The following is a 20,727-nucleotide window of genomic DNA, read 5'->3' on the forward strand; positions in this document are numbered from 1 at the left end:
GGGAAAGCGGAACGGGTGGCGGACTGGGTTAAGTTCCCCCCCCCGGTGCTGCTGGTCGAAGGTGCGCAGGATCTGCACCACCCGCTCAGCTTGGCTGATTCCCGGCCGTGACGTATTCCCCGCCACCGGTCTCCTTCTCGGTCCGCTCGTCCAGGTCTGTTTCCACTGCGTGGGCCAACAACCCGAGCTTGCGCTGCTCGCGTTGCTGGTTGACGAAGATTAGGCAGCCCAGCCCGGCGGCCGCAAGCAGGACGCCCGTCAGCCGGAAGGCGCTGATGTAGCCACCGGCGGGCGTGCTGGCAGCCCCGATCAGGAAGCCCGCGACGGAGGGCGCCACCACTCCACCCATCGACAGCCCGGCATTGGCCACGTTCAGGTGCGCCGGCCGCTGGGCAATGGTGGTCAGCTCACCGACGATCAGGTAGGTGACCGCGAACAGGGCCGGGGCCGTCCCGAAACCAACGGACAGCAGGCCCAGGGCAACGCCGGGGTGGTCCACGAAGGTGGAGACCGTCAGGCAGGTACCGGCCACCAGCCCCGCAAGGCCCACCACCAGGCCACGTGCCCAGCGGGTGGGCACACCCTTGAGATCCAGCCGCTGAGTCAGGTTGCTCAACGCAATGGTGCATGCGAAACCCCAAGCGGCTGGCAAGGCGATCATGCTGCCCGCGGCCCGACGGGAATAGCCCAGGACGGTCTCGAAGTAGGCCGGTCCCCATGAGGTGCACAGGGCGAAGGCCCAGTAGCCGAAGAAGGAGACCAGCACCGCGAAGAACCAGGTGGGGTTGAGGATCGAACGCAGGAAAGGCACTGGCTGTTCCACCAGCTGTGGAACGCTCTGCTCAGCCGCATCGGGCCCCTCGATCTCCCGCTCAGCGGCCAGCGACGTGTAGGGGCCGTCCTTGCCCACGACGATCCACACAAGTGCCCAGAGGAGCCCAACGCCCGAGAGGCTCAAGAAGGCCACCTTCCAGCCGAAGGAGCTGATCAGGACCGCCAGAATGGGCGCAAAGGCGACAATCCCGATAGTGACCCCGGAGGACGCGATGGCCGCCGGAGTCGCCCCCCGCTTGGTGGGGAACCATTTGTAGACGCTGTGCATGCACAGCGGCGCATAGGGCCCCTCTCCGACCCCGAGTAGGAGCCGTGAGACCCACAGGGCCGGCAAGGTCGCGAAGATCACGACGGGCAGGTTGGAGACGGCCCAGATTCCGCACATGGCCAGGATCAGCCATCGGCTGGGCAGCTTGGTGGACAATGGGGCTACCAGCAACTGCGAGACAGTGAAGGCAAGGAACATCCCGGAACTGACCAGGCCGAACTGCCCGGGAGTGATGCCCATCTCCTTCATGATCGGGACTGCAGCGAGCCCCATCACGGCCTTGTCGGCCCAATTGAGCATCATCAGAAAGGTGAGCAGAAGCGTGATCATCCACGCATAGCGGTTGCGCTTGCCCGGGGACCAGAGGGCCGGGTCGGCCACGGTGTCGTCGCTGGCGCCGCGGGCATCGGTGGTGGGCATGGGGCCTCCTTTGAGGGTTCAGGGTGGTCTGGCGGTCAGACGGAGCGGGTCAGCCTGAGCGGCAGGGACTCCCAGCCGCGAAGGACGTTGTGGATCCAGGGCTGCGGGCTCCCGGCCAGCTCGATCCGGGCGAAGCGGGTGGCCATGGCGGCCAGCACTAGCTCGATCTCCAGCCGGGCGATCGGCTGGCCGACACACTGGTGAAGCCCCATGCCGAAAGCCACGTGACCGGAGGCCGAACGCTGCAGGTCAAAGGAACTGGCGTCCCTGCCCCACTTGTCCGGATCATGATTGGCAGCTCCCAGGAAGACCAGCACCTTGGCGCCAGCTGGCAACTCCACCCCCTCGATCTGGGTGTCGACGGCGACAGTGCGGTGGAACTTCTGGAAGGGTGACTCCACGCGGAGCGCCTCGTCGACGGCGAACTTGGCCAGCTGCGGGTCTGCCCGCAGGGCCTCCCACTGCTCGGGATTGCTGGCCAGACAGTAGAGGGTGTTGCCGATCCCGAAGACCGTGGTGTCCACCCCCGCACTGAGCAGCGCCCGGACCAGCAGGGTGGCCTGTTCGGGCGTGATCAGCCCCTGTTCGGCGGCCGCCCAGATCTCGGCGCCCAGGCCCGTCTCGGAGAGATTCTCCCGGGCGCAGGAGTCCATGATCCAAGCGGCGACCTTCTCGCCTTCCCGGAAGGCATCCCGTCGGATCTGGTTGTCCGCGCCGAAGGCGTTGAAGACCATGGATCCGTAGGGCAGCAGGTTCTCCCGCCCGGAGGGGCGCAGGCCGACGGCGTCGGGGAAGACCTTCAGGGGATAAGGCTCGGCGATGGCCTTGATGCCATCCACCAGTTCCCGCCCCAACAGGCTCTCCCCCAACTCTTGGGCGTGCTCCTCGAACCGGCCATGCAGCTGGCGCATCTTGGCCGGGTTGATCACGCCGGTTAGGGCGCGCCGCATCGCGGTGTGGATGGGCGGATCGGACTCCAGGATCGACGGGGGGCGCCACTCTGGGTCCTGCCGGATGTCATTGGGCCCAGCGCCGCCGCCGGAGATGTAGGTCTCGAAGTCGGTCAGGATCTCGTAGACCCAGTCGTGGCGCGCCACGCCAAAGCACTGGTACTTCTCGAGCCAGAAGACAGAACCGAGCTCGCGGAGCCGGGTATTCATCGGATGGGGATCGCTGATCGCCTCCCTGGTGAAGGGATCGATATCAGTGACGGGGGCGGTGGTGTTCGTGGTCATGCAGGTCTCCTCACAAGCATTGCAATGGGGCAGGTCACAGGTTGAGGCGCAGGCGCGCACACCCGTTGGCGGCTCGGGAGACACAGACCATCATCGACTGGTTGGTCAGTTTCTCCTCGTCGGAAAGGACCACGTCACGATGGTCCACCTCGCCGGAGATGACCTCGGTCTCACAGGTGCCACAGACCCCGGCCCGACACGACGACAGGATTCGCGTGCCTACACCCTCCAGCGCTTCCAGGACGGTCTGGTCAGTGTTCACCTCGACGGTGCGGCCGGTTCGCACCAGCTCCACCTCAAAGGGGTCCATGCTGGCGCCTGCGTCCAGGGTTGCGGCCGTGAATCGCTCGGTGTGCAGTACACCGGGTGGCCAACCGCGGGCCCAGTCCTCGATCTCCTCGATCAGTCGGACGGGCCCGCAGGAGTAGATCAGCATCTTGGCCCGGGGCAGCGCCAGATGGTCTGCCAGGTTGACCCGGCCGCTCTCGTCGGCCGGGTAGACCTTGACCCGTCCGGGGTACCGCTCCTCGAGTTGGGGCAGGAAGGCCATCGTCGAGCGGGAGCGCCCGCAGTAGACCAGGGTCCACTCCCGGCCGAGCTGCTCGGCGCGCTCGAGCATGGGCACGATGGGCGTGATCCCAATTCCGCCCGCGATGAACAGGTACTTGCGGGAATCCTGGAAGACGAAGTTGTTGCGCGGGGCCGAGATGGTGATCTGCTGCCCCTCCTGCAGCCCGTCGTGCACCCAGGCCGAACCGCCGCGCGAGTCCGACACCCGCAGCACGCTGACCTGCAGCTGCCCGAGTTGGGCCGGCGAGGAGCAGATCGAGTACTGGCGCACGTGGTCCGGCATGATGACGTCGATGTGCGATCCGGGTTCCCAGGCTGGAAAATCGGATCCGTCGGTCCGCTCAAAGGTCAGCCGCCGAACACCGACGGCCAGATCTTCGCAGCGCAGCACCCTGACCTCCAGCACGCCGCCGGGCAGCTCTGACTGGCTGGTCATGACCGCCCCTGGAGCTGACCGGCTGCCTGCTCACCGCGCCAGGCCCCCAGTCCACCGTCGACGCGGATGTCGGTGCCGTTGACCCACCGGCCCTGTTCCCCGACAAGGAACTCCACCACCGCAGAGATGTCCTCGGGGTTGCCGAAGCGGCCAAGCAACTCACCGGCGCCGTTCACCTTGTCCTGACCGTGGTCCTGCCTGAAGTCATCCAGGATGGGCGTCTGCACCGGGCCGGGGCTGACGGAGGTGACCCTGATGCGTCGGCCGACCTGCTGGGCCGCGAAGTACTCGGTGAGCAGACGCACAGCCCGCTTGGACCAGAGATAGGAGGCGTCCCCCGCCAGCTGTTGCGCACGCTGCTGATCCTCGCGAGGGCAGAAGGCAAGCTCGCGAACAGCGGCCGAGTGGGTGCGCCAGTCGTCCGCGACGGAGGAGGACAGGTTCACCACGCAACCCCCTTCCTCGATCCTGGGCAGGCAGGCTGCCGTCAGGTCCCGCACGGCGAAGACATTGACCGCGAGCACGACGTCCATGGGCGCGGTGCCGGGCACACCGGCGATATTCACCAGCCCTCCAAGTGACTGCGGGAGCTGCGAGACCACCGCTTCGATCCCCGCTGCGCTGGCAAGGTCCCCGACGATGAACTGCCCGGGAAAGTCCGAAACCGGAGTCCGGTCCACGCCCACCAGCACATGTCCGGCCGCGGCCAACCGACGACAGGTATCGGCCCCGATCCCCGAGGCCACCCCGGTGATCACCAAGGGCTTGGGTTCCGTGTGAAGCATCTGCACTCCTCGTTCGTGGATTGATTCTCGGCTGAGCCGTTCTTCCCCCCTCGGCGTCGAGGGTGAAGGGATGGTGCCTGCGAGCAGCTCCAGTGTGAGCTTCATCACAGAGGAGCAGGTCAGATTCTTCCACTCAGCAGAAGTTTTGCTCCCAGACGCCGACCACCGTTTGCAAGTCTTGGGGCACCCAAGACCCGATCAATGGGCGGAAAACCGGAGGCGAACAATGGAACGGCGCTACGACGTGCTGGACCCGGCCACGCTGGACGTGGTCGGCCAGGCAGCAGAGCATTCCCCCGAAGACGTCGACCGAATGGTGCGCCGGGCAGCTGAGGCGATACATCCGTGGGCAGCGAGCCGAGAAACCCGCGTTGCCGCCCTGGGCCAGTGCGCCGAGGCAATCCGCACTGACGTGGAGCGGTTGGCCACACTCCTGTCCCGAGAACAGGGAAAACCCGTGGCGGAGGCCCGTGGGGAGCTCCTTGTCGGCGCGGGCATGCTGGAACACTACGCTGGCCTTGACTGGGAGGAGAGTCTGCACCTGCCTGACCGGGAGGACCGCCGCGTCCGAGTTGACCGGCTGCCAGTAGGTGTGACCGGGACGATCACCCCGTGGAATTTCCCGATCTCGCTGCTGTTGGTCAAGCTGGCCCCCGCGCTGACCGCCGGCTGCACCGTGGTGTCCAAACCGTCCCCCACCACACCGCTGTCCACCATGGCCCTCGTGGAGACCATGAATGGCCACCTCCCACCAGGCGTCCTGCAGTGTGCGACGTCCAGTAACCGCACCGTCAACGTCGCTCTGGCCGAGCACCCCCAGGTGCGCAAGATCTCCTTCACCGGATCAACCGACGTGGGTACTCGCATCCTCGCCCAGGCCGCCCCCACCGTGAAGCGGGTGACGATGGAACTCGGCGGCAATGATCCGGCGATCGTGCTGCCGGACGCGGACCCTGAGTTCACGGGCGAAGCTCTCGTCAGGTCGGCCTTCCGCAATGCGGGACAGGTTTGCATGGCCGTGAAGCGGGTCTACGTTCCCAGTATCCTGGCATCGAACCTACTCGACGCCATGGTGGCGGCGACGCAGCGCTTCGTCGTGGGCCACGGAATCGAGCCGAGCACCACCCTGGGTCCGATGCACAACGCCGCCCAGCTGCGCACGGTGCAAGAAATGGTCCGGCAGGCCGTCGATGCCGGCGGACATCGGGTGGTCGGTGGCGGCCGAGGCTGTGACCTGCCGGGTCACTTCATGGCCCCCACCATCGTGACCGGGATTGACGATGAATCCCCGCTGGTACGGGAAGAGCAGTTCGGCGCCGCCCTGCCAGTCGTGATCTACGACGACGTGGAGGCCCTCACTTCCCAGCTCAACCGGCAGGAATGGGGTCTGGGCGCCTCTGTGTGGAGTCCAGACCTGGACCGGGCCGGCAGCGTGGCCGCGGGAATCGAAGCCGGAACCGTGTGGATCAACCAGCACACCCAGGTGGAACCCGATGCACCCTTTGGCGGGTGGCGGCAGTCCGGCGTCGGCCGCGAGCGTGGCGCCTGGGGGTTGGAGCACTACCTGGAGACTCGGGTGATCAACCAACGACCCCACTCCCTGCCTTGACCACCTCCCGAGACACTGCGATCCCAAGGACCACCATGCACCCCAACAGCCAGGCAAGACTCGATCTGGCCAGCCACCAAGGACTGACAGTGATCACGCTCGGCGTGGCGGCTGGCCCCGCCATCCGCGGCCCGGAGAATGGCATCGCCACTGCCGTGGTGGTGGATGATCGCTTCTACCTGGTCGACTTTGGACTCGGCTGCACTCGCGCCGCCCACGACGCCGGGCTGAGGGGCGCGAACCTCGCTGGCATGTTCATCACCCATCTTCACTCCGACCACGTGGCCGAGTTACCCAGCTATCTGTTGTTCAACTGGGGCAAGCCCGTCAACGGGCTAGAGGCTTCGGTCCCGATCATCGGCCCCGGCCCGGACAATGGCCGAGCAGACGGCTCCTTGGCCGGCACCCGGGGACTGGTGGACGCGGTCCGCCGAGGCTTCTCCTATGACCTCGACATCCGAATCCAGGACGAGGGGCGCCCCGATCTGGGGCAATTGCTGCAGGTGGAAGAGCTCGGTCAGACCTACGACTCACCAGCCCTGGTCTTCCAGGACGGCCACGTCCAGGTCCTCGCCGTCAGCGTGGACCATCCGCCGGTGAACCCGGCCTACGCCTACCGGTTTGACACCGCGTACGGTTCGGTCACCATCTCCGGGGACACCACCTTCTGCCCCGCCCTGGTGGAACTGGCGCGCGGAACCGACCTGCTGATCCATGAAGCCGTGAACGTGGACTTCTACCGAGAGGAGGGATTCTCTGGCGCCTTCTTGGCCCACCAGCTCCACTCGCACACCACACCGGCGGATGCTGGCCGCGTCGCCACATTGGCGAGCGCCGAACAACTGGTGCTGTCACACCTTGCCGGGCGCGCCGAGGACTGGTGGTGGATCGAGCAGGCGAGTTCGACCTATCGGGGGCCGGTCGTGGTCGCCAAGAGTGGCATGACCCTGCGTGTGCAGGGCGCACGGAAAACAGCCTGACGGGCCCGGCCCGGGCCGCCGCGGATTCCGGGAAACGACCTCCACATTCCCGGCCTATGCTGGTGGGCTGGGTCTCCATCATCGCCGCCGTGCCTGCCCGGACCTGGTCTTCCGCTTCCTGATCAACTCCTACGGCGCGGTGGCGCTGTTCGTCTACATCGGGATTGCGGCCTCCCATCCGGCTGCGACGACGGCTGGAGGCCACCGGCGAGCAGCTGGCCTTGAGGGTGTGGGGCTTCCCCTGGCTGTCCCGGGTCACGCTGGGCGGGCTGGTGCTGGTGGTGACCGCGATGGGCCTGCTGCCCGAGACCCGGCCGCAGTTGCTGATCAGTCTGGTCACCATGGCCGTCGTCTTGGGGCTCTACCAGATCCGGCTACGACACGGCCCCGACCCGGCCAGCTACCACGTCCCGCTGCGGGAGTGACTCACCGTCGGAGCACGACGAAGTCCCCGTGCTGGGCAACGCGACGGAGTCCCGTCGGCTCCCCCTCGGGATGGGCACGCAGATCCAGGACCACCCAGCCGACCGTCGGCTGCACCGGCCGGTCGGGTTCCAGTAACTGGAGCCGCGGATGTGTCGGGCTGGCGTGGCTGGCCAACCGCGGATCGACGGCCAGCTGGGCATCCGCGGGCACCTCGGTCAGCGCCCGGCCGGCCTGCGGCGCACGCGGGATACCGGTGAGGGCGACTGGTAGCCGCCACATCATCGGCCCCACCAGCAGCAGCGTCACGGTGGCAACCGCCATCACGCGGATCGCACGCCGCGCCCGCACGTCATCGAACCCTTGGAGCATGTCGAGCGCGGCCGCGAACAGCAGGATCTGGGGCAGCAGGTCGTAGTGTAAGCCGAGCTTCGGCAGGTGGCTGCCGGTGGTGATGCCGCGGGCCAGCAGAATCGGGAGTGCGGCCAGCGCCACCGGCGAACGCAGGGCCAGCAAGCCGGCGGCCAACAGCAGCGCGCACGCGGTCAGCCCGATCCCGTCGGTCCTTGTCAGGGAGCCGGCCAGGGTGGGCAGCAGAGCGGCGGGGTCGCCGGACAGGGTGCTGCCGTAGGTCCATTCCCTGCCAGCCATGCCCGGGATGACCCATTTGACCGCGGCCGCCATCCACCCGATGGCCAGGACCGCCGGCGCAATCGCCAGCCGCCACTGTCCCCGCACCGTCAACACCAGGCACACTCCCAGGACCACCAACCCCATGTCCTCCTTGACCGGCAGCACCGCCAGACTCCACAGCGCCGCGGCCCGGTACCGGCGCTCCACCAACGCTGCGGAGGACAGCGCCACCGGCACGGCCGCCAGGGCCACCTCGTGGAAGTCGAAGCTGCCCGCGCCCTGCACCCCGACCGAACCGGCCAGGCACAGCCCCAGGATGGTCGCCAACCGGTCGCGAGCGTCGACGGCAAGCACCCGCTGCGCACAACGGGCGATGACCGCACAGGCGAACCCGATCAGGAAGGACTGGGCCACCAGCAGTAACCGCGGGTCGTCGCGGATGCAGTAGAGCGGCGCCAACAGCAGGATCGCGGGATGGAAGTGGTCTCCCCACAGGTTCGTCCCCTTGATCGCCGAGTACGGTGCCTTGCCATGGCTCAGAGAGCGGACGGCCTGGTCGAAGATCGCCAGGTCCATCCCGGTCCTCAAGCCGGCGTGCAGGGTGAGGGCGACCGCACTCCAACCGACGGCGGCCAGCCCGCAGACCAGCAGCGCCGGCCACCAGGGCAGCCGGTCCGAGTCGGTTGACCCGACGGCCCGGGAGCGGCCGAGGACCCGGGCGGCGGGGCGCTCAACGGACGCGGTGGTTCGGACAACGACGGCGGGGAAACTCATGCCACCCAGCCGACCAACCGGATGTCACCGGTTGGTCACCAACCGGCCACCGGTCAGCGCCGCTTCTGCACCACCATCCACAACAGGCACCCGAGGGTCGTGGCCAGCGTCGCGCCGACCTGCTGCCAAGGCAGGGCCAGGAAGAGCAGCAGCGGGAGCAGGGCGGCCCATCCCCACAGCCACGGCCGGACCGACCCACGTCGCGCGGCGAGCCAGCGTCCGGCCAGCACCAGAGTCGTCGGGAATCCCATCAGACAGGGCAGCCCGTCGACCAACCCGGCGGTTCCTCCCCACGCGACGGGCCAGCCCAAACCGCGTTGCACCAGGAACATCGCAGCGCCATTGAAGAACAGGCCGGAGAGCACATCCGACGGCCCGATCCCCGCGACGCCAGTGCGGGAAACCACTCCGACGGGCCGCTCCGCAATGTCCGTCCCGGGGGCAAGGGTGGGCGGGGAGATCGGTAGCCGTAGCGTGAAGCCGTGCCCGTCGGCCGCCAGGTCCAGAGTGCCGCCGTGCAGTTCGGCATTCTCCCGGGCGATCGCCAACCCCAGCCCGGCGCCCTCGCCGTGACGGGCATCGTCGCCGCGGACGAAGCGGTGGAAAATCGCCTCGCGCAGCTCCATGGGGACTCCCCGGCCGGCGTCGCTGACCCGGATCACGCCCTGGTCATCGGTCTCGCTGACCACCACGACCACCGGCACCTCGCCATGTTTCAGGCCATTGGAGACCAGGTTGCGGACAATCGTGGAGACCCGCGCCGGGTCGACGATCGCGAAGACCGGGCCGTCGCTGTGTACCCGGACGTCCTGACCGGCGGCCACCTGCCGGGCGGCACTCTCGGCGACGCTGACCAGGTCCACTATCTGGTCATCCAGCGCCTCGCGGCCGTCGTCGAAGCGGCTGAGCGCCAGCAGATCCTCGGTCAACGCGCTGAGCCGACGCAACTGCGGGCTGACCAGGGCCGCGGCCTCATCCCGGGTCGCCGGCTCGTCCAGGGCGGACGCGCTGGCAAGCAGCGCCGCCGTCGGGGTGCGCAGCTCATGCGCCGTGTCGGAGATGAAGTGCCGCTGGGTGTCCATCATCCGCTGCAGGCTGCTGGCCATCTCATTCATACTGGTGCCCAGAGCGGCAATCTCGTCGTTGCCGCGAACCGGGACGCGGGCGGAGAGTTCGCCGCGCCCCAGTCGCCGAGCCACCTCACTGGCGCGGCGGGCCGGACGCATCAGGGCACCGGACAGCAGCCAGGCACCCATGCCAGAGAGTACGCCCAGGGCCCAGCCCTGCCGTGTGAGGGAGCTCTCCAACAGCCTGAACGACGTCCAGTCGACCCCCGGGTCGTAGGTCTCGACGGCCACCAGCAGACTTCCGTCGCCCCGCGGAAAGGCCTGCATCACGGTCTCCGACGTCCCGGCGCCAAGCCAGTGCTTACTGGAACCGCTCCCCACCGGGTCCACGATGTAGATGTCCTCCCGCATGACCTCCCCGGCTGACTGCCAGGCGGGGGAGGCAGGGAGTTCGATGATGTCCAGTCCGCTGGGGTCCCGTCGGATGTTGCTGACCGGCACCTGCCAGACCTGCACGGTGGCGCCGGATTGGGCACGGACCCGGCCGAACTCGGCGGGGGTGGCATCCGGGTTGGCCAGCCAACTGGAGGTTTGGCCTGCCCGGGCGCCATCCTGCGCGCGGACGATCGCCTGTTGGTTGGCATTCATCACGGTGGTGGTTGCCAGATCGGTGGCCATGCCATTGGTCAGCATCACGGCACCCCAGACCGCCAGGGCAATCTGCACCCGAAGCCCGGGGAGGCGCAGCCAGGTGGGCCGCCGCGAGCGCTTCCGCCTCCCGCGTTCCGGGTGGTTCATGGCCGGTCCAGCCGGTAGCCGACGCCGCGCACGGTGTGGATGAAGGTGGGCCGCGCCGCGTCTGGCTCGATCTTGGCCCGCAGCCGCTGGATGGCGGCATCCACCAGCCGGGAGTCGCCGGTGTACTCGTACTCCCAGACCCGGTCCAGCAGCAGGTGCCGGCTGAGCACCTGACCGGCATTGCGCACCAGGAAGACCAGTAGTTTCAGCTCCATCGGGGTCAGCCCCAAGTCCTGCCCATCGCGGGTGACCCGCATGCCGTCGACGTCGATCCGCAGGTCACCAAGGGCCACCAGCGGCTCCTTGGGCTCGCTGGCCACCCGTCGCAGCAGGGCCTTGATCCGGGCATCCAGCACCCGGGGCTCCACGGGCTTTCCCACATAGTCGTCGGCACCGCACTCCAGTCCGACGACGATGTCCACGGCCTCATTGCGGGCGGTGAGCATCAGGATCGGGATGCCGTCGGTGGCCCGCACCCGGCGACACACCTCGAAGCCGTCGATCCCGGGCATCATGACGTCGAGCACCACCACCTCGTGCCGGTGCCCGGGTGCCAGTTCCCGTAGGCCAGCGTAGCCATCCGGCGCGGCCACCACGTCGTGCCCCAGACCCCGCAGGGCCAGGCCCATCGCCTCGCGCACCCCGGGGTCGTCCTCCACCAGCAGAACCTTCGCCATGGGGCCATCGTGGCAGGCGAATGTCATTGGACTGTCACCGAACCTGCGAGCGTTGCGCAGCCGACATCCCTGGGCCACGCTGACGAGGACCTCTCCCGCGAGTGATGCTCCATGAGCCCGTGTTGGCGCACCGCTCGCAGGGTTCCATTGCGATGCCGTCGGCCACCACTTGAGCGGAGACCCCGGTCCAGATCCCTGACGAGCGCAGCAAGGACAGCTGGCTTGCGCCACAAACTGCATCCTCAGTGCCACCCAGTGCCTCCATGGCACTGGGTCCGAATCAGGATGTGGTTTGTGGCACAGACCAGTCGAGGCGAGGGAGCTCAGCCGGCGTGGGCGGCGCGAACCTCCAGGGCGAGCTCAACCTCGTCGGTGATCACCGCATCCACCCCGGCCGCGAACATCGCGGCCAGATCCTCGCGCCGGTTGACGGTCCAGACGTTGACGGCAATCCCCTTGGCGCGGAAGCGATCCAGCAGCCCCGGCTCGGTCAGGGTACGGAAGTCGGGGTGCACCGCGGCGGCGCCGAAGCCGGCGGCGTACTCCTCGGCGGCGAAGAGCGGCTCGACGTAGAGCAGGCCCAACGGCAGCCCCAGCTCCCGGGAGCCGGCGAACTGAACATGATTGAAGGAGCTGAGGATCACCCGATCGGTCATGCCGGCCGCGCGCGCCGCCTCGGCCACCTGCCGGTCCATCCCCGGGTAGTGCTCCACCCCGTCCTTCAGCTCCACGTTCAGCACCATCGAGGTGGGTGCCAGCAGCTCCAGCACGTCGCCCAGCCGGGGCAGCGGCTCGCCCGCGAAGGCCGGGTCACCGGCGCTGGCGTCCAGCCCGCTGAGGTAGTTCCACTCCAGCTCCACCACCCGGCCGGTGCCGTTGGTGGTGCGGTCCACCGTCTCGTCGTGGATCACCACCAGCTCACCATCGGCGCTGCGCTGCACGTCCAGCTCGATCCCGTCGGCGCCCAGCTCGACTGCCCTGCGAAATGCGGACATGGTGTTCTCGGGCGCGATGGCGCTGGCACCGCGGTGGGCCCAGATGGTGGTGCTCATGGTGATCCTTTCGCGGCCGAAGCAGGTGGAGACCGGCCTTCGCTGGAGACTACGGTGAGCTGGTGAACGGACGACGAATGCTGGGCAACCTGTTGGACGCCTACCGGGCCACCGGCGCCGAACTGCCCGGCGGGGACCTGCTGGGTGCCCGCGGAGTCTCCATGGACGGCTGGTTCTGGCGGATCACCGACGCCGCCCACGGGCGCGTCGCCATCCTGCTGGCCGGGGTCAACACCCCTCGTCGCGGCCCGGTCTGGGGGATCGCCGGGCTGGCAGCCGACAGCCGCACCGCACCGCCCCTGCTGACCACGGCCCACCTGCCGGCAGCCACGGCCGCCCGGCACGGGGTGCGGGTGGAGATGTCCGGCGAGTCCGGCAGCCTGCACGGCAGCGATTCCGCACTCGACGTCCGGCTGGGCAACGCCCACCTGACCGCCCGGCTGGACGAGGTGCACCGCTGGCAGGGCCGGTTGGGCGGATCCAGCGTCTTCCAGGTGGTGCCGTGGATGAACCAGTACTGGCATCCGTGGGCGCTGGGCGGCCGGGTCAGCGGAAGCCTGGTCACCCCCGACGACCGGTGGGAGTTCACCGACGCCCAGCTCTATGCCGAGAAGAACTGGGGCCGCGGTGGCTTCCCGACGGCGTGGTGGTGGGGCCAGGCCCAGGGCTTCGCGGAGCCGCTGGCCTGCGTCGCCTTCGCCGGCGGGGCCATCCACCTGGGCCGCCCCGGCCGCGATGCCCGGCTCACCACCGAGGTCACCGGCCTGGTGGTGCGCACCCCCGACGGCAACCACCTGCGGCTGGGCAACCCGGGCACCAGCCCGGTCCGGGCCAACGTCACCAGCCGCGACGGCCAGGACTCCTGGCTCCTCGACGGAGGCAACCGGCACTGGCGGGTCCGGGTGGCGGCCCACGCCCCCAGCCGGGAGTCCTTCGTGCTCCCCGTGCCGCTGGTGGAGCAGGGGGTGCTCACGCCCGGTGCGCTGGAACACCAGCTGGGCACGCTGGAGGTGACGCTCTGGCGGGACGGGCGCACGTACTGGCAGGGCACCAGCCGCACCGCCGGGCTGGAACTGGGCGGGATCGGCCGGTCCGCTGAGGAGCTGGCCCGACGCGACGGGAGCCCGCTACCCCAGCACTGAGGCATGTCAACCGCACAACCGCCGCGCCAACGCCGGGTGTCGCCAATGCCGGGGCCCGGTCCCACTCAGCGTGATCTTGGAGAACTCAGCTTGGGTTCCAGCACGAGCCAAGTACTCCAAGACCAAGCCAGGTGCGTTTCAGGGGCCGACGGAATGCGCCCACTCGACAAGCTCGGGGATCATGGAGAATCCACCAGCTCCGGGAGCCCAGCGGTCAGTGCTCGGTCAGCGGGCCGGTGAAACCGGTCACCTTCAGCGACTCCACCAGCGTGGTCCACGTGCCCTCTGCCAGCTTCGCCTTCTCACAGCCGTAGACCAGCTGGTAGCCCTGCAGGGACTCATTGCTCAACCGGCCAACCGCCCGCAGCGCGGCCTTCGACGTCTGGCCGCTGGCGGTCAGGGTGGGGATCGGGCCGGGATCCCCGGGAACCATCACGCCATTGGTGGAGAACTGGCTGATCCCCGAGGCCTTCATGATGGCGCCCAGCATGTTGTAGGTGGCATCCTGGTCTTCCTGCCCGTCGCCCCGGGGAAGCACCAGCCGCACCACCCGCAGCTCGCAGGAATCCTTGCCCCGGTAGAGCTTGATGTCGTATTGCACCCCACCCTCCGGGGTCGCGGCAGGCATGGGCACCTCGCTCATCCCGCCGGGCACGGTGTAGCTCAGCTCAACCTGCTGCGGCACCGGGGTCTGCTCCCCGGCCGGCGTCGGTTCCGGCTTCGGGGAGCAACCGGTCACCAGCAGCGACGCCAGCAGCCCCAACGCCACCGCCGGGCCGCGCCTCACAGCACCTTCTTCAAGACCAGGGCGGCCGCGGCGGCGGCACCCATCGCGAACTTGTAGGGCACCTTTGGCTTGAAACCGGTCTCCACCGGAGCCTCGCCCTCGGGCAGGGTGATGGTCCCCCGGTCGGCGTCGACGGTCACCAGCATCCCCGTGTGGATCCGACGGGTGGCGATCCCGGTGCCCAGCACGGCCGGAATCTGGTACTCGCGGGCCACGATCGACGTGTGGGACAGCGGCCCACCGACGTCGGTGACCACGGCCGCCGCCATCGCGAACAGCGGGGTCCAGGCGGGTGTCGTAATGGGCGAGACCAGCACCTCGCCGGGCAGCATCTGCCCAAAGTCCTCGGGTCCGCGGATCAGCCGCGCCGGGCCGGTGATCCGCCCCTCGCTGACCCCCAGCCCCTTGATCACGGGGCCCTGCTGGTGGCTCTCCATGGCCGGCACCAGCCGGTGGAACATCTTGTACCAGGCATTGTGCGGCAGCAGCTGGGGCGGGTTGGCGGCGCGCTGGCCGCGCCAGGTGATCCGACGCTGTTCCACCACCTGGGCCAGGGATTCGCGCGGCCCACCGAAGGCGTCCAGGTGGTCGCACAGCTCCACCAGCTCGTCGTGGCGCAGCCAGAAGATCTCATCGGGCACGGCAAGCACGCCGATGTCGGTCAGCCGCTGCCCCAGGATCCGCAGCATCCGGCGCATCACCGGCCAGGCCAGGCCCAGGTCGGCCAGGGCATTCTCCCGGGCCGGCCCCACCTGCTGGGCCCGGCTCAGCAGCGGCTGCAGGATGGCCTTGCGCGCCGGGTCCAGCCGCTCGAACAGGGCAGTCTCCGCCTCCTCCCGTCGAGCGGTCTGCTGGTCAAGGAGCTCGTCGGGGTCGTGTCCCTGGCCGGAGAGGTGGTGGCGCAGCCGCTCCAGCACCGGCCGGGGATCGTCGGCCGGAGTGGGCGCCATGAAGTCCAGGTCATGCACCAGATGACCGAAGCGGGCCAGGTGCGCCCCCAGCCGGGCCCGGAAGTCCTCGGCGCCGGGCACGCCCGTCAGGTCGCGGCCGGACAGCAGCGCGTCGGCCAACTCCGGTTGGCTGCGGACCCACTGCGCCAGCTGCCAGACCGAACGCTCGGCCTGCACCGGCCGGGAGTCGAAGCCTTGCAGGAAGACCGAGGCGTCCGGCCCCTTGGCCTGCTTGGCCAGCCCGGTGTAGAGCCGGGTGAAGGGCAACTCCGGGCTGGCGGCCAGCGGCACCAGCGCCTGCACCGCCGCGTAGTAGTCGCAACCCGCCTGCAGCAGCGTCTCGACCCCCTCCAGGATCTCCCAGCTGGCCAGGTGCTCCAGGTCACGCTCCGCCCACTGCCCGACGGCCTCCAGATAGGCGGGGTGGGCGTTCTGCCACAGCGCGTCGCCGTCAAACTGGCTGCGCCCGCCCAGCACCGCAATCCCCAGCGGGCTCTGCTTCAGCAGCCGCAGCATCGCCTCCCGGCTGTAGTAGTAGTACGGGTAGCCGTTGACCGTCGGGAAGTCCACCTCACCTGGGCGCAGCACGTCCTGGTCCAGATGGGTGACAAGTGCCGTGCGCACACTGCTTGCCACGGCGGGCCGCACCATGTCCGCAAAGAGTGGGCTGAGCGGGTCGGGCAGGTGGTCGGTCAGGGCATTGCGGACGTACATCGCCTTGTCGTCGGGCACCGTCCAGTCGTCGGGGATGTCCCCCACGGTCTGCACCAGCGCCGTGATCGCGCGCGCCTGCACCAGCACCAGCACGTCATCGGTGAGCACCCACTCCACGTCCTGCGGGCGGCCGAAGTGCTCCGCCACCCGGGCGCCCAGCGCCGCCAGTTCCACGGCGTGGACATCGTCCAGGGTGTCGTCGCGGCGGTGTGACTCGTCGACGCCGACGTCCACGGTGCCCTGGCCGTCGGGGGCGGACTGGATCCGGAAGCGCTTGTCACTCACGGTCCGTTCCGCCACCGCACCGGCCCGGACCACCACGGTGTCGGCCTCCCCGCCCTGCATGGTCTGCTCACCCAGCCCGAAGGTGGCGGTGATCAACGTCTCATCGTGACGCCCATTGAGCGGGTTGGCGGTGAACATCACGCCCGCCACCTCGGCCTCCACCATCAGCTGCACCACGACGGCCAGGCTGGTCCGGGCCTGATCCACCCCGCGCCGGCCACGGTAGGCAATGGCCCGCTGGTTCCACAGCGACGCGAAGCAGCGCCGCACCGCATCACAGAGCTCCTGCTCCCCGTGGACGTTGAGGAAACTGTCCTGCTGCCCGGCGAAGCTGGCCTCTCCAAGGTCCTCCGCCGTGCTGGAGCTGCGCACCGCCACCGGCGCACCGCCCAGATCACGCCAGGCCCGGACCAGTTCGTCGGCCAGGTCCGGAGGCAGGGGTGCCTCGAAGAGCTCCGCGATCCCGGCCTGGTCGCCGGCAGCCAGCCTGGCCTGCAGCTCCTCCTCCAGGCCATTGCTGGTCAGGTAGTGCCGGTAGCCGGCGGTGGTGACCACGAAGCCATTGGGCACCGGGAAACCCGCCCGCAACAGCTCCGAGAGGTTGCCGCCCTTGCCGCCGAGCAGGTCACGCGACGCCGCCTGGTCCAGCCAGCTGATCATTCCCATGGGAGTCCTCACTGCCGAGTCTGCCGGTTCGCCGAGCGGGTGGGGCGCGACGCGGGCGCCGTCGCACCCGGTTGACCGCGGCCCATTCTAGGCGCGCGGGCGCCGCGCGCCGTGATTCCCGGACGCGCCTCCAGCAGGGGGCGGATCCGGTAGCCCACCACCTCCCGCAGGAAGACGCTGGTGGAGGTGCGCAGGATGCCGGGACACAGCCTGATCTCCTCGCTGACCCGGTACAGGTCGTCCGGATTGCGGGCCACCACGCGGCACAGCAGGTCGGTGCCGCCCGCCGGGGCGAAGCACTCCAGTACCTCCGGGATCCGTCGCAGGGCCGCGACGGCGTCCTCCAGCTGGTGCTGGTCCAGCTCGACGGAGACGGTGGCGGCCAGGCCACAGCCCAGGGCCGACGGTGGGATCCGGGTGCTGGACAGGCGCAACAGCCCCAGTTCCCGGTAGCGCTCGAGCCGCGACTGCACGGTGCCGCGCGCCAGCTGGGTCTTCTGGGCCAGCAGCAGCACCGGCATCCGCGGGTCCTCGTCCAGCACCGCAAGGATCCGGCGATCCGTCTCGTCCAACTGGTAGTCGGTCTCGGGCATCTGGCCCTCCTTGGTTCGCTCACTGGCTGATCTGCCCATTCCTGATCAGCCTAGACCACGCCATTTGATCAGTTTGACCAATCTTTCAACAACCAGTTGTGCAGTTTGTCCCCCGACGGGCAGATTGGTGTCACCGCGAAGCACACGACGCCGACCGGTACCGACACCCCGAAGCGGCCCACGAAGCCGTCAGGGGCAGGGATGGAGCCAGTACCCGGCACCCGAGTCACCCGAAGAACAAGCGGCCATGCCCCCTGCAGGAACCCAGGTCACCCACCCTGGCTCCCTGCAGGGGGCAGCTTCGTCAACGCCCCCCAGCGCCGCCAACCGACCATCACGCGCCCGGCGCCAGACCCACCCTTCGGCCGCCACCCAGAGTCCGCGGGGTGCCTCGAGCCCACCCAGCCGCAGCCAAGCGGCACCACGGGAGCCCGCTCCGCCCAGCTCGGCCCCACAAGCCACTATGCGGAACGGTGTTGGATTTCTCACAAGAACGCCAGAAGGCCCCGAACCGGGCGGTTCGGGGCCTTCTGACTGGCGCACTCGGAGGGACTCGAACCCCCAACCTTCTGATCCGTAGTCAGATGCTCTATCCATTGAGCCACGAGTGCATGCCCTTGCGGGCGAGAAGTAACTCTACCTCGCCCCGGCTGCGCAACACAAATCCGCCGGGCAAGATGGCTTCAGGGGCAAGTGGACAAGCCTTCAACGGGTGGGGGATGATACAACCCATCCCGGTGGTCTGTTTTCAGCCCAGTACTCGTGCTGGTCTACTCACCCATTCGTACACCGACGTACAGGAGCAAGCATGCAGGTTCCCAATCCCGAGCCCATCGTCCCGCTCGACGACGAGCCCAAGAAGGAATTCGAACGCAAGGATGTCAAGGACATCCCCGTGAAGGGCGAGGTGCCCGCACTGCAGAGCATCGTCGACTGGGTCAATGAGGTTGCCGCCCTCACCCAGCCGAATGAGATCCGCTACTGCGACGGTTCCGACGCCGAGTGGAACGAGATGGTCGACCTCCTGGTCGCCTCCGGCACCGCGATCCGGCTGAATGACAAGGAGATGCCGAACTCCATCTACTGCAAGTCCGATCCCGACGACGTTGCTCGCGTCGAGGACCAGACCTTCATCTGTTCCGCGAAGGAGGCCGACGCCGGCCCCACCAACAACTGGATGCACCCGGATGAGATGAAGGGCATCATGAACGGGCTCTACGACGGGTGCATGCGCGGTCGCACCATGTTCGTGATCCCCTTCTGCATGGGCCCGCTGGATTCGGAGCACTCCAAGTTCGGCGTCGAGATCACCGACTCCGCCTACGTGGTGAACAGCATGAAGATCATGACCCGGATCGGCAAGCCGGCCCTGGACGCCATGATCGAGCGCAAGGAAGAGTTCGTGCCCTGCCTGCACTCCGTCGGCATGCCGCTGGAGCCGGGCCAGAAGGACGTCCCGTGGCCCTGCAATGACATCAAGTACATCGTGCACTTCCCGGAGGAGCGCGCCATCTGGAGCTACGGCTCCGGCTACGGCGGCAATGCCCTGCTGGGCAAGAAGTGCTACGCGCTGCGCATCGCCTCGGTGATGGGCCGCGACGAGGGCTGGATGGCCGAGCACATGTTGATCCTGAAGCTCACCAGCCCCGAGGGCAAGAGCTACCACCTGGCCGCCGCCTTCCCGAGCGCCTGCGGCAAGACCAACCTGGCCATGCTGGATCCGACCATCCCGGGCTGGAAGGTCGAGACCTTGGGCGACGACATCGCCTGGATCCGGATCGGCAAGGACGGACGGATGTACGCGGTCAACCCGGAGAACGGCTTCTTCGGTGTGGCTCCCGGCACCGGTGCCGCCACCAACCCCAATGCCATGCGCACCATCGAAAAGGGCAACTCGATCTTCACCAATGTCGCCCTGACCGATCACGGTGGCGTCTGGTGGGAGGGCATGACCACCGTCAAGCCCCCGCACCTGACCGACTGGAAGGGCCGCAGCTGGACTCCCGAGGAGGGCCCGGTGGGTGGCCGTCCGAATGAGAAGGCCGCGCACCCGAACAGCCGCTTCTGCACCCCGATCGAGCAGTGCCCGATCCTGTCCGAGGACTTCAACAATCCCAATGGTGTCCCGCTGGACATCATCATCTTCGGTGGCCGTCGCGAGAACACCATCCCGTTGGTGACCCAGGCCAAGGACTGGACGCACGGCGTGTACATGGGCGCCACCTGCTCCTCGGAGACCACGGCCGCCGCCAAGGGTGCCGTCGGCGTCGTCCGTCGCGACCCGATGGCCATGCTGCCCTTCATCGGCTACCACGTCGGCGACTACCTGCAGCACTGGATCAACATGGGCAACAAGACCGACGAGGAGAAGCTGCCCAAGATCTTCTACACCAACTGGTTCCGCAAGAGCGCCGAGGGCAAGTTCATCTGGCCCGGCTTCGGCGAGAACAGCCGGGTGCTGAAGTGGATGATCGACCGGGTCGAGGGCAATGTCGAGGGCCAGGAAACCCCGATCGGCATCGTTCCCGCCGCCGGCGAGCTCGACGTCGAGGGTCTGGACATGACCCCGGAGGCGGTCGAGGAGTGCACCCGCTACGTCGCCCACGAGTGGGCCGACGAGCTGCCCCGCCTGGAGACCTGGCTGGAGAGCTTCGGCAGCAAGTTGCCGAAGCCGATCGCAGCCCAGCTCGACACCGTGCGCGAGGCACTGAACAAGCAGTGACGCGGGTCTGACCTCCCCGGAGGCCGGCTGCAGGAAGAGCCCGGCAATCGTCCGATTGCCGGGCTCCTTCGCGTTCGCAGCCACCCCACCGCCTCCGCGCGGCCTCCCACCCCGAGCCCCAACCCCGCACTTGCCTCGTGTTCTAGCCCAAGGTAGGTACTCCAGGATCGAGCCAAGTGCGGGTTAGCGGCAGAAATGTGTGTACAGCCTGACTGATTTCATTCGTGGCGGCTAGGGGTGATGGTGGTCTGAACATGCTCTGGGAGCATGTTCGGTGCAGGTTGCGAGGAATCACCCCCGGTGTGGT

At 68.3% G+C, this 20,727-nt stretch carries 16 protein-coding genes and 1 tRNA gene; 5 read left to right on the forward strand and 12 right to left on the reverse strand.

Features of this window, described 5'->3' with window-relative positions; all coding sequences use genetic code 11:
- Positions 1–85: 85 nt before the first annotated feature.
- Genes AAEX60_RS14880 through AAEX60_RS14895 form a run of 4 tightly spaced genes read right to left on the reverse strand, consistent with a single transcriptional unit; the run spans position 86 to position 4,548 of the window.
- Complete coding sequence (locus tag AAEX60_RS14880; RefSeq protein ID WP_342104475.1) at positions 86–1,522, reverse strand: MFS transporter; 1,437 nt, start codon at positions 1,520–1,522, stop codon at positions 86–88.
- Between the two features lie 35 nt (positions 1,523–1,557).
- Positions 1,558–2,757, reverse strand: coding sequence for a cytochrome P450 (locus AAEX60_RS14885; RefSeq protein ID WP_342104477.1), 1,200 nt, complete (start codon positions 2,755–2,757; stop codon positions 1,558–1,560).
- 34 nt (positions 2,758–2,791) lie between these two features.
- Positions 2,792–3,763 (reverse strand): PDR/VanB family oxidoreductase, encoded by a 972-nt coding sequence (locus AAEX60_RS14890; RefSeq protein ID WP_342104478.1) that lies wholly within the window; start codon positions 3,761–3,763, stop codon positions 2,792–2,794.
- Positions 3,760–4,548, reverse strand: a complete 789-nt coding sequence (locus AAEX60_RS14895) for an SDR family oxidoreductase (RefSeq protein ID WP_342104480.1) — start codon at positions 4,546–4,548, stop codon at positions 3,760–3,762. Before AAEX60_RS14895 ends, AAEX60_RS14890 begins: the two co-directional genes overlap by 4 nt.
- Before the next feature lie 226 nt (positions 4,549–4,774).
- On the opposite strand from AAEX60_RS14895, the gene AAEX60_RS14900 reads away from it, so the two are divergent.
- The 3 genes from AAEX60_RS14900 to AAEX60_RS14910 all read left to right on the forward strand — a co-directional run bounded on the left by AAEX60_RS14900 (position 4,775) and on the right by AAEX60_RS14910 (position 7,562).
- Complete coding sequence (locus AAEX60_RS14900) at positions 4,775–6,157, forward strand: aldehyde dehydrogenase family protein (RefSeq protein WP_342104482.1); 1,383 nt, start codon at positions 4,775–4,777, stop codon at positions 6,155–6,157.
- Between the two features lie 35 nt (positions 6,158–6,192).
- A complete protein-coding gene (locus AAEX60_RS14905; RefSeq protein WP_342104486.1) occupies positions 6,193–7,137 on the forward strand; it encodes an MBL fold metallo-hydrolase in 945 nt (314 codons plus the stop codon).
- A 164-nt stretch (positions 7,138–7,301) separates the two neighbouring features.
- Positions 7,302–7,562: a hypothetical protein gene (locus tag AAEX60_RS14910; RefSeq protein WP_342104488.1), complete on the forward strand. Its 261-nt coding sequence runs from the start codon at positions 7,302–7,304 to the stop codon at positions 7,560–7,562.
- A gap of 1 nt (position 7,563) precedes the next feature.
- On the opposite strand, the gene AAEX60_RS14915 is transcribed toward AAEX60_RS14910, so the two are convergent.
- From AAEX60_RS14915 to AAEX60_RS14930, 4 genes are all read right to left on the reverse strand, one after another.
- Positions 7,564–8,967, reverse strand: coding sequence for a DUF2079 domain-containing protein (locus AAEX60_RS14915; protein WP_342104490.1), 1,404 nt, complete (start codon positions 8,965–8,967; stop codon positions 7,564–7,566).
- A 53-nt stretch (positions 8,968–9,020) separates the two neighbouring features.
- Positions 9,021–10,832, reverse strand: a complete 1,812-nt coding sequence (locus AAEX60_RS14920; protein ID WP_342104493.1) for a HAMP domain-containing sensor histidine kinase — start codon at positions 10,830–10,832, stop codon at positions 9,021–9,023.
- Positions 10,829–11,509: a response regulator transcription factor gene (locus AAEX60_RS14925; RefSeq protein WP_342104495.1), complete on the reverse strand. Its 681-nt coding sequence runs from the start codon at positions 11,507–11,509 to the stop codon at positions 10,829–10,831. Before AAEX60_RS14925 ends, AAEX60_RS14920 begins: the two co-directional genes overlap by 4 nt.
- Positions 11,510–11,832: 323 nt before the next feature.
- Positions 11,833–12,561: a glycerophosphodiester phosphodiesterase gene (locus AAEX60_RS14930; protein WP_342104498.1), complete on the reverse strand. Its 729-nt coding sequence runs from the start codon at positions 12,559–12,561 to the stop codon at positions 11,833–11,835.
- A gap of 62 nt (positions 12,562–12,623) precedes the next feature.
- Here AAEX60_RS14930 and AAEX60_RS14935 point away from each other — a divergent pair, with 62 nt between their 5' ends.
- A complete protein-coding gene (locus tag AAEX60_RS14935) occupies positions 12,624–13,703 on the forward strand; it encodes a tocopherol cyclase family protein (protein ID WP_342104500.1) in 1,080 nt (359 codons plus the stop codon).
- Between the two features lie 214 nt (positions 13,704–13,917).
- Here AAEX60_RS14935 and AAEX60_RS14940 read toward each other — a convergent pair whose 3' ends face one another.
- From AAEX60_RS14940 to AAEX60_RS14955, 4 genes are all read right to left on the reverse strand, one after another.
- Positions 13,918–14,490, reverse strand: coding sequence for a hypothetical protein (locus tag AAEX60_RS14940; protein ID WP_342104502.1), 573 nt, complete (start codon positions 14,488–14,490; stop codon positions 13,918–13,920).
- Complete coding sequence (locus AAEX60_RS14945; RefSeq protein WP_342104505.1) at positions 14,487–17,105, reverse strand: PEP/pyruvate-binding domain-containing protein; 2,619 nt, start codon at positions 17,103–17,105, stop codon at positions 14,487–14,489. Before AAEX60_RS14945 ends, AAEX60_RS14940 begins: the two co-directional genes overlap by 4 nt.
- 8 nt (positions 17,106–17,113) lie before the next feature.
- Positions 17,114–17,698 (reverse strand): Lrp/AsnC family transcriptional regulator, encoded by a 585-nt coding sequence (locus tag AAEX60_RS14950; protein WP_342104507.1) that lies wholly within the window; start codon positions 17,696–17,698, stop codon positions 17,114–17,116.
- Positions 17,699–18,233: 535 nt separating this feature from the next.
- A tRNA-Arg gene (locus tag AAEX60_RS14955) sits at positions 18,234–18,309 on the reverse strand.
- A gap of 197 nt (positions 18,310–18,506) precedes the next feature.
- On the opposite strand from AAEX60_RS14955, the gene AAEX60_RS14960 reads away from it, so the two are divergent.
- The gene (locus tag AAEX60_RS14960) at positions 18,507–20,420 is read left to right on the forward strand and encodes a phosphoenolpyruvate carboxykinase (GTP) (RefSeq protein ID WP_342104509.1); all 1,914 of its coding nucleotides are present in this window, start codon (positions 18,507–18,509) and stop codon (positions 20,418–20,420) included.
- Positions 20,421–20,727 lie beyond the last annotated feature (307 nt).

It is taken from the genome of Luteococcus sp. H101 (assembly GCF_038433155.1).
Lineage (GTDB): Bacteria > Actinomycetota > Actinomycetes > Propionibacteriales > Propionibacteriaceae > Luteococcus.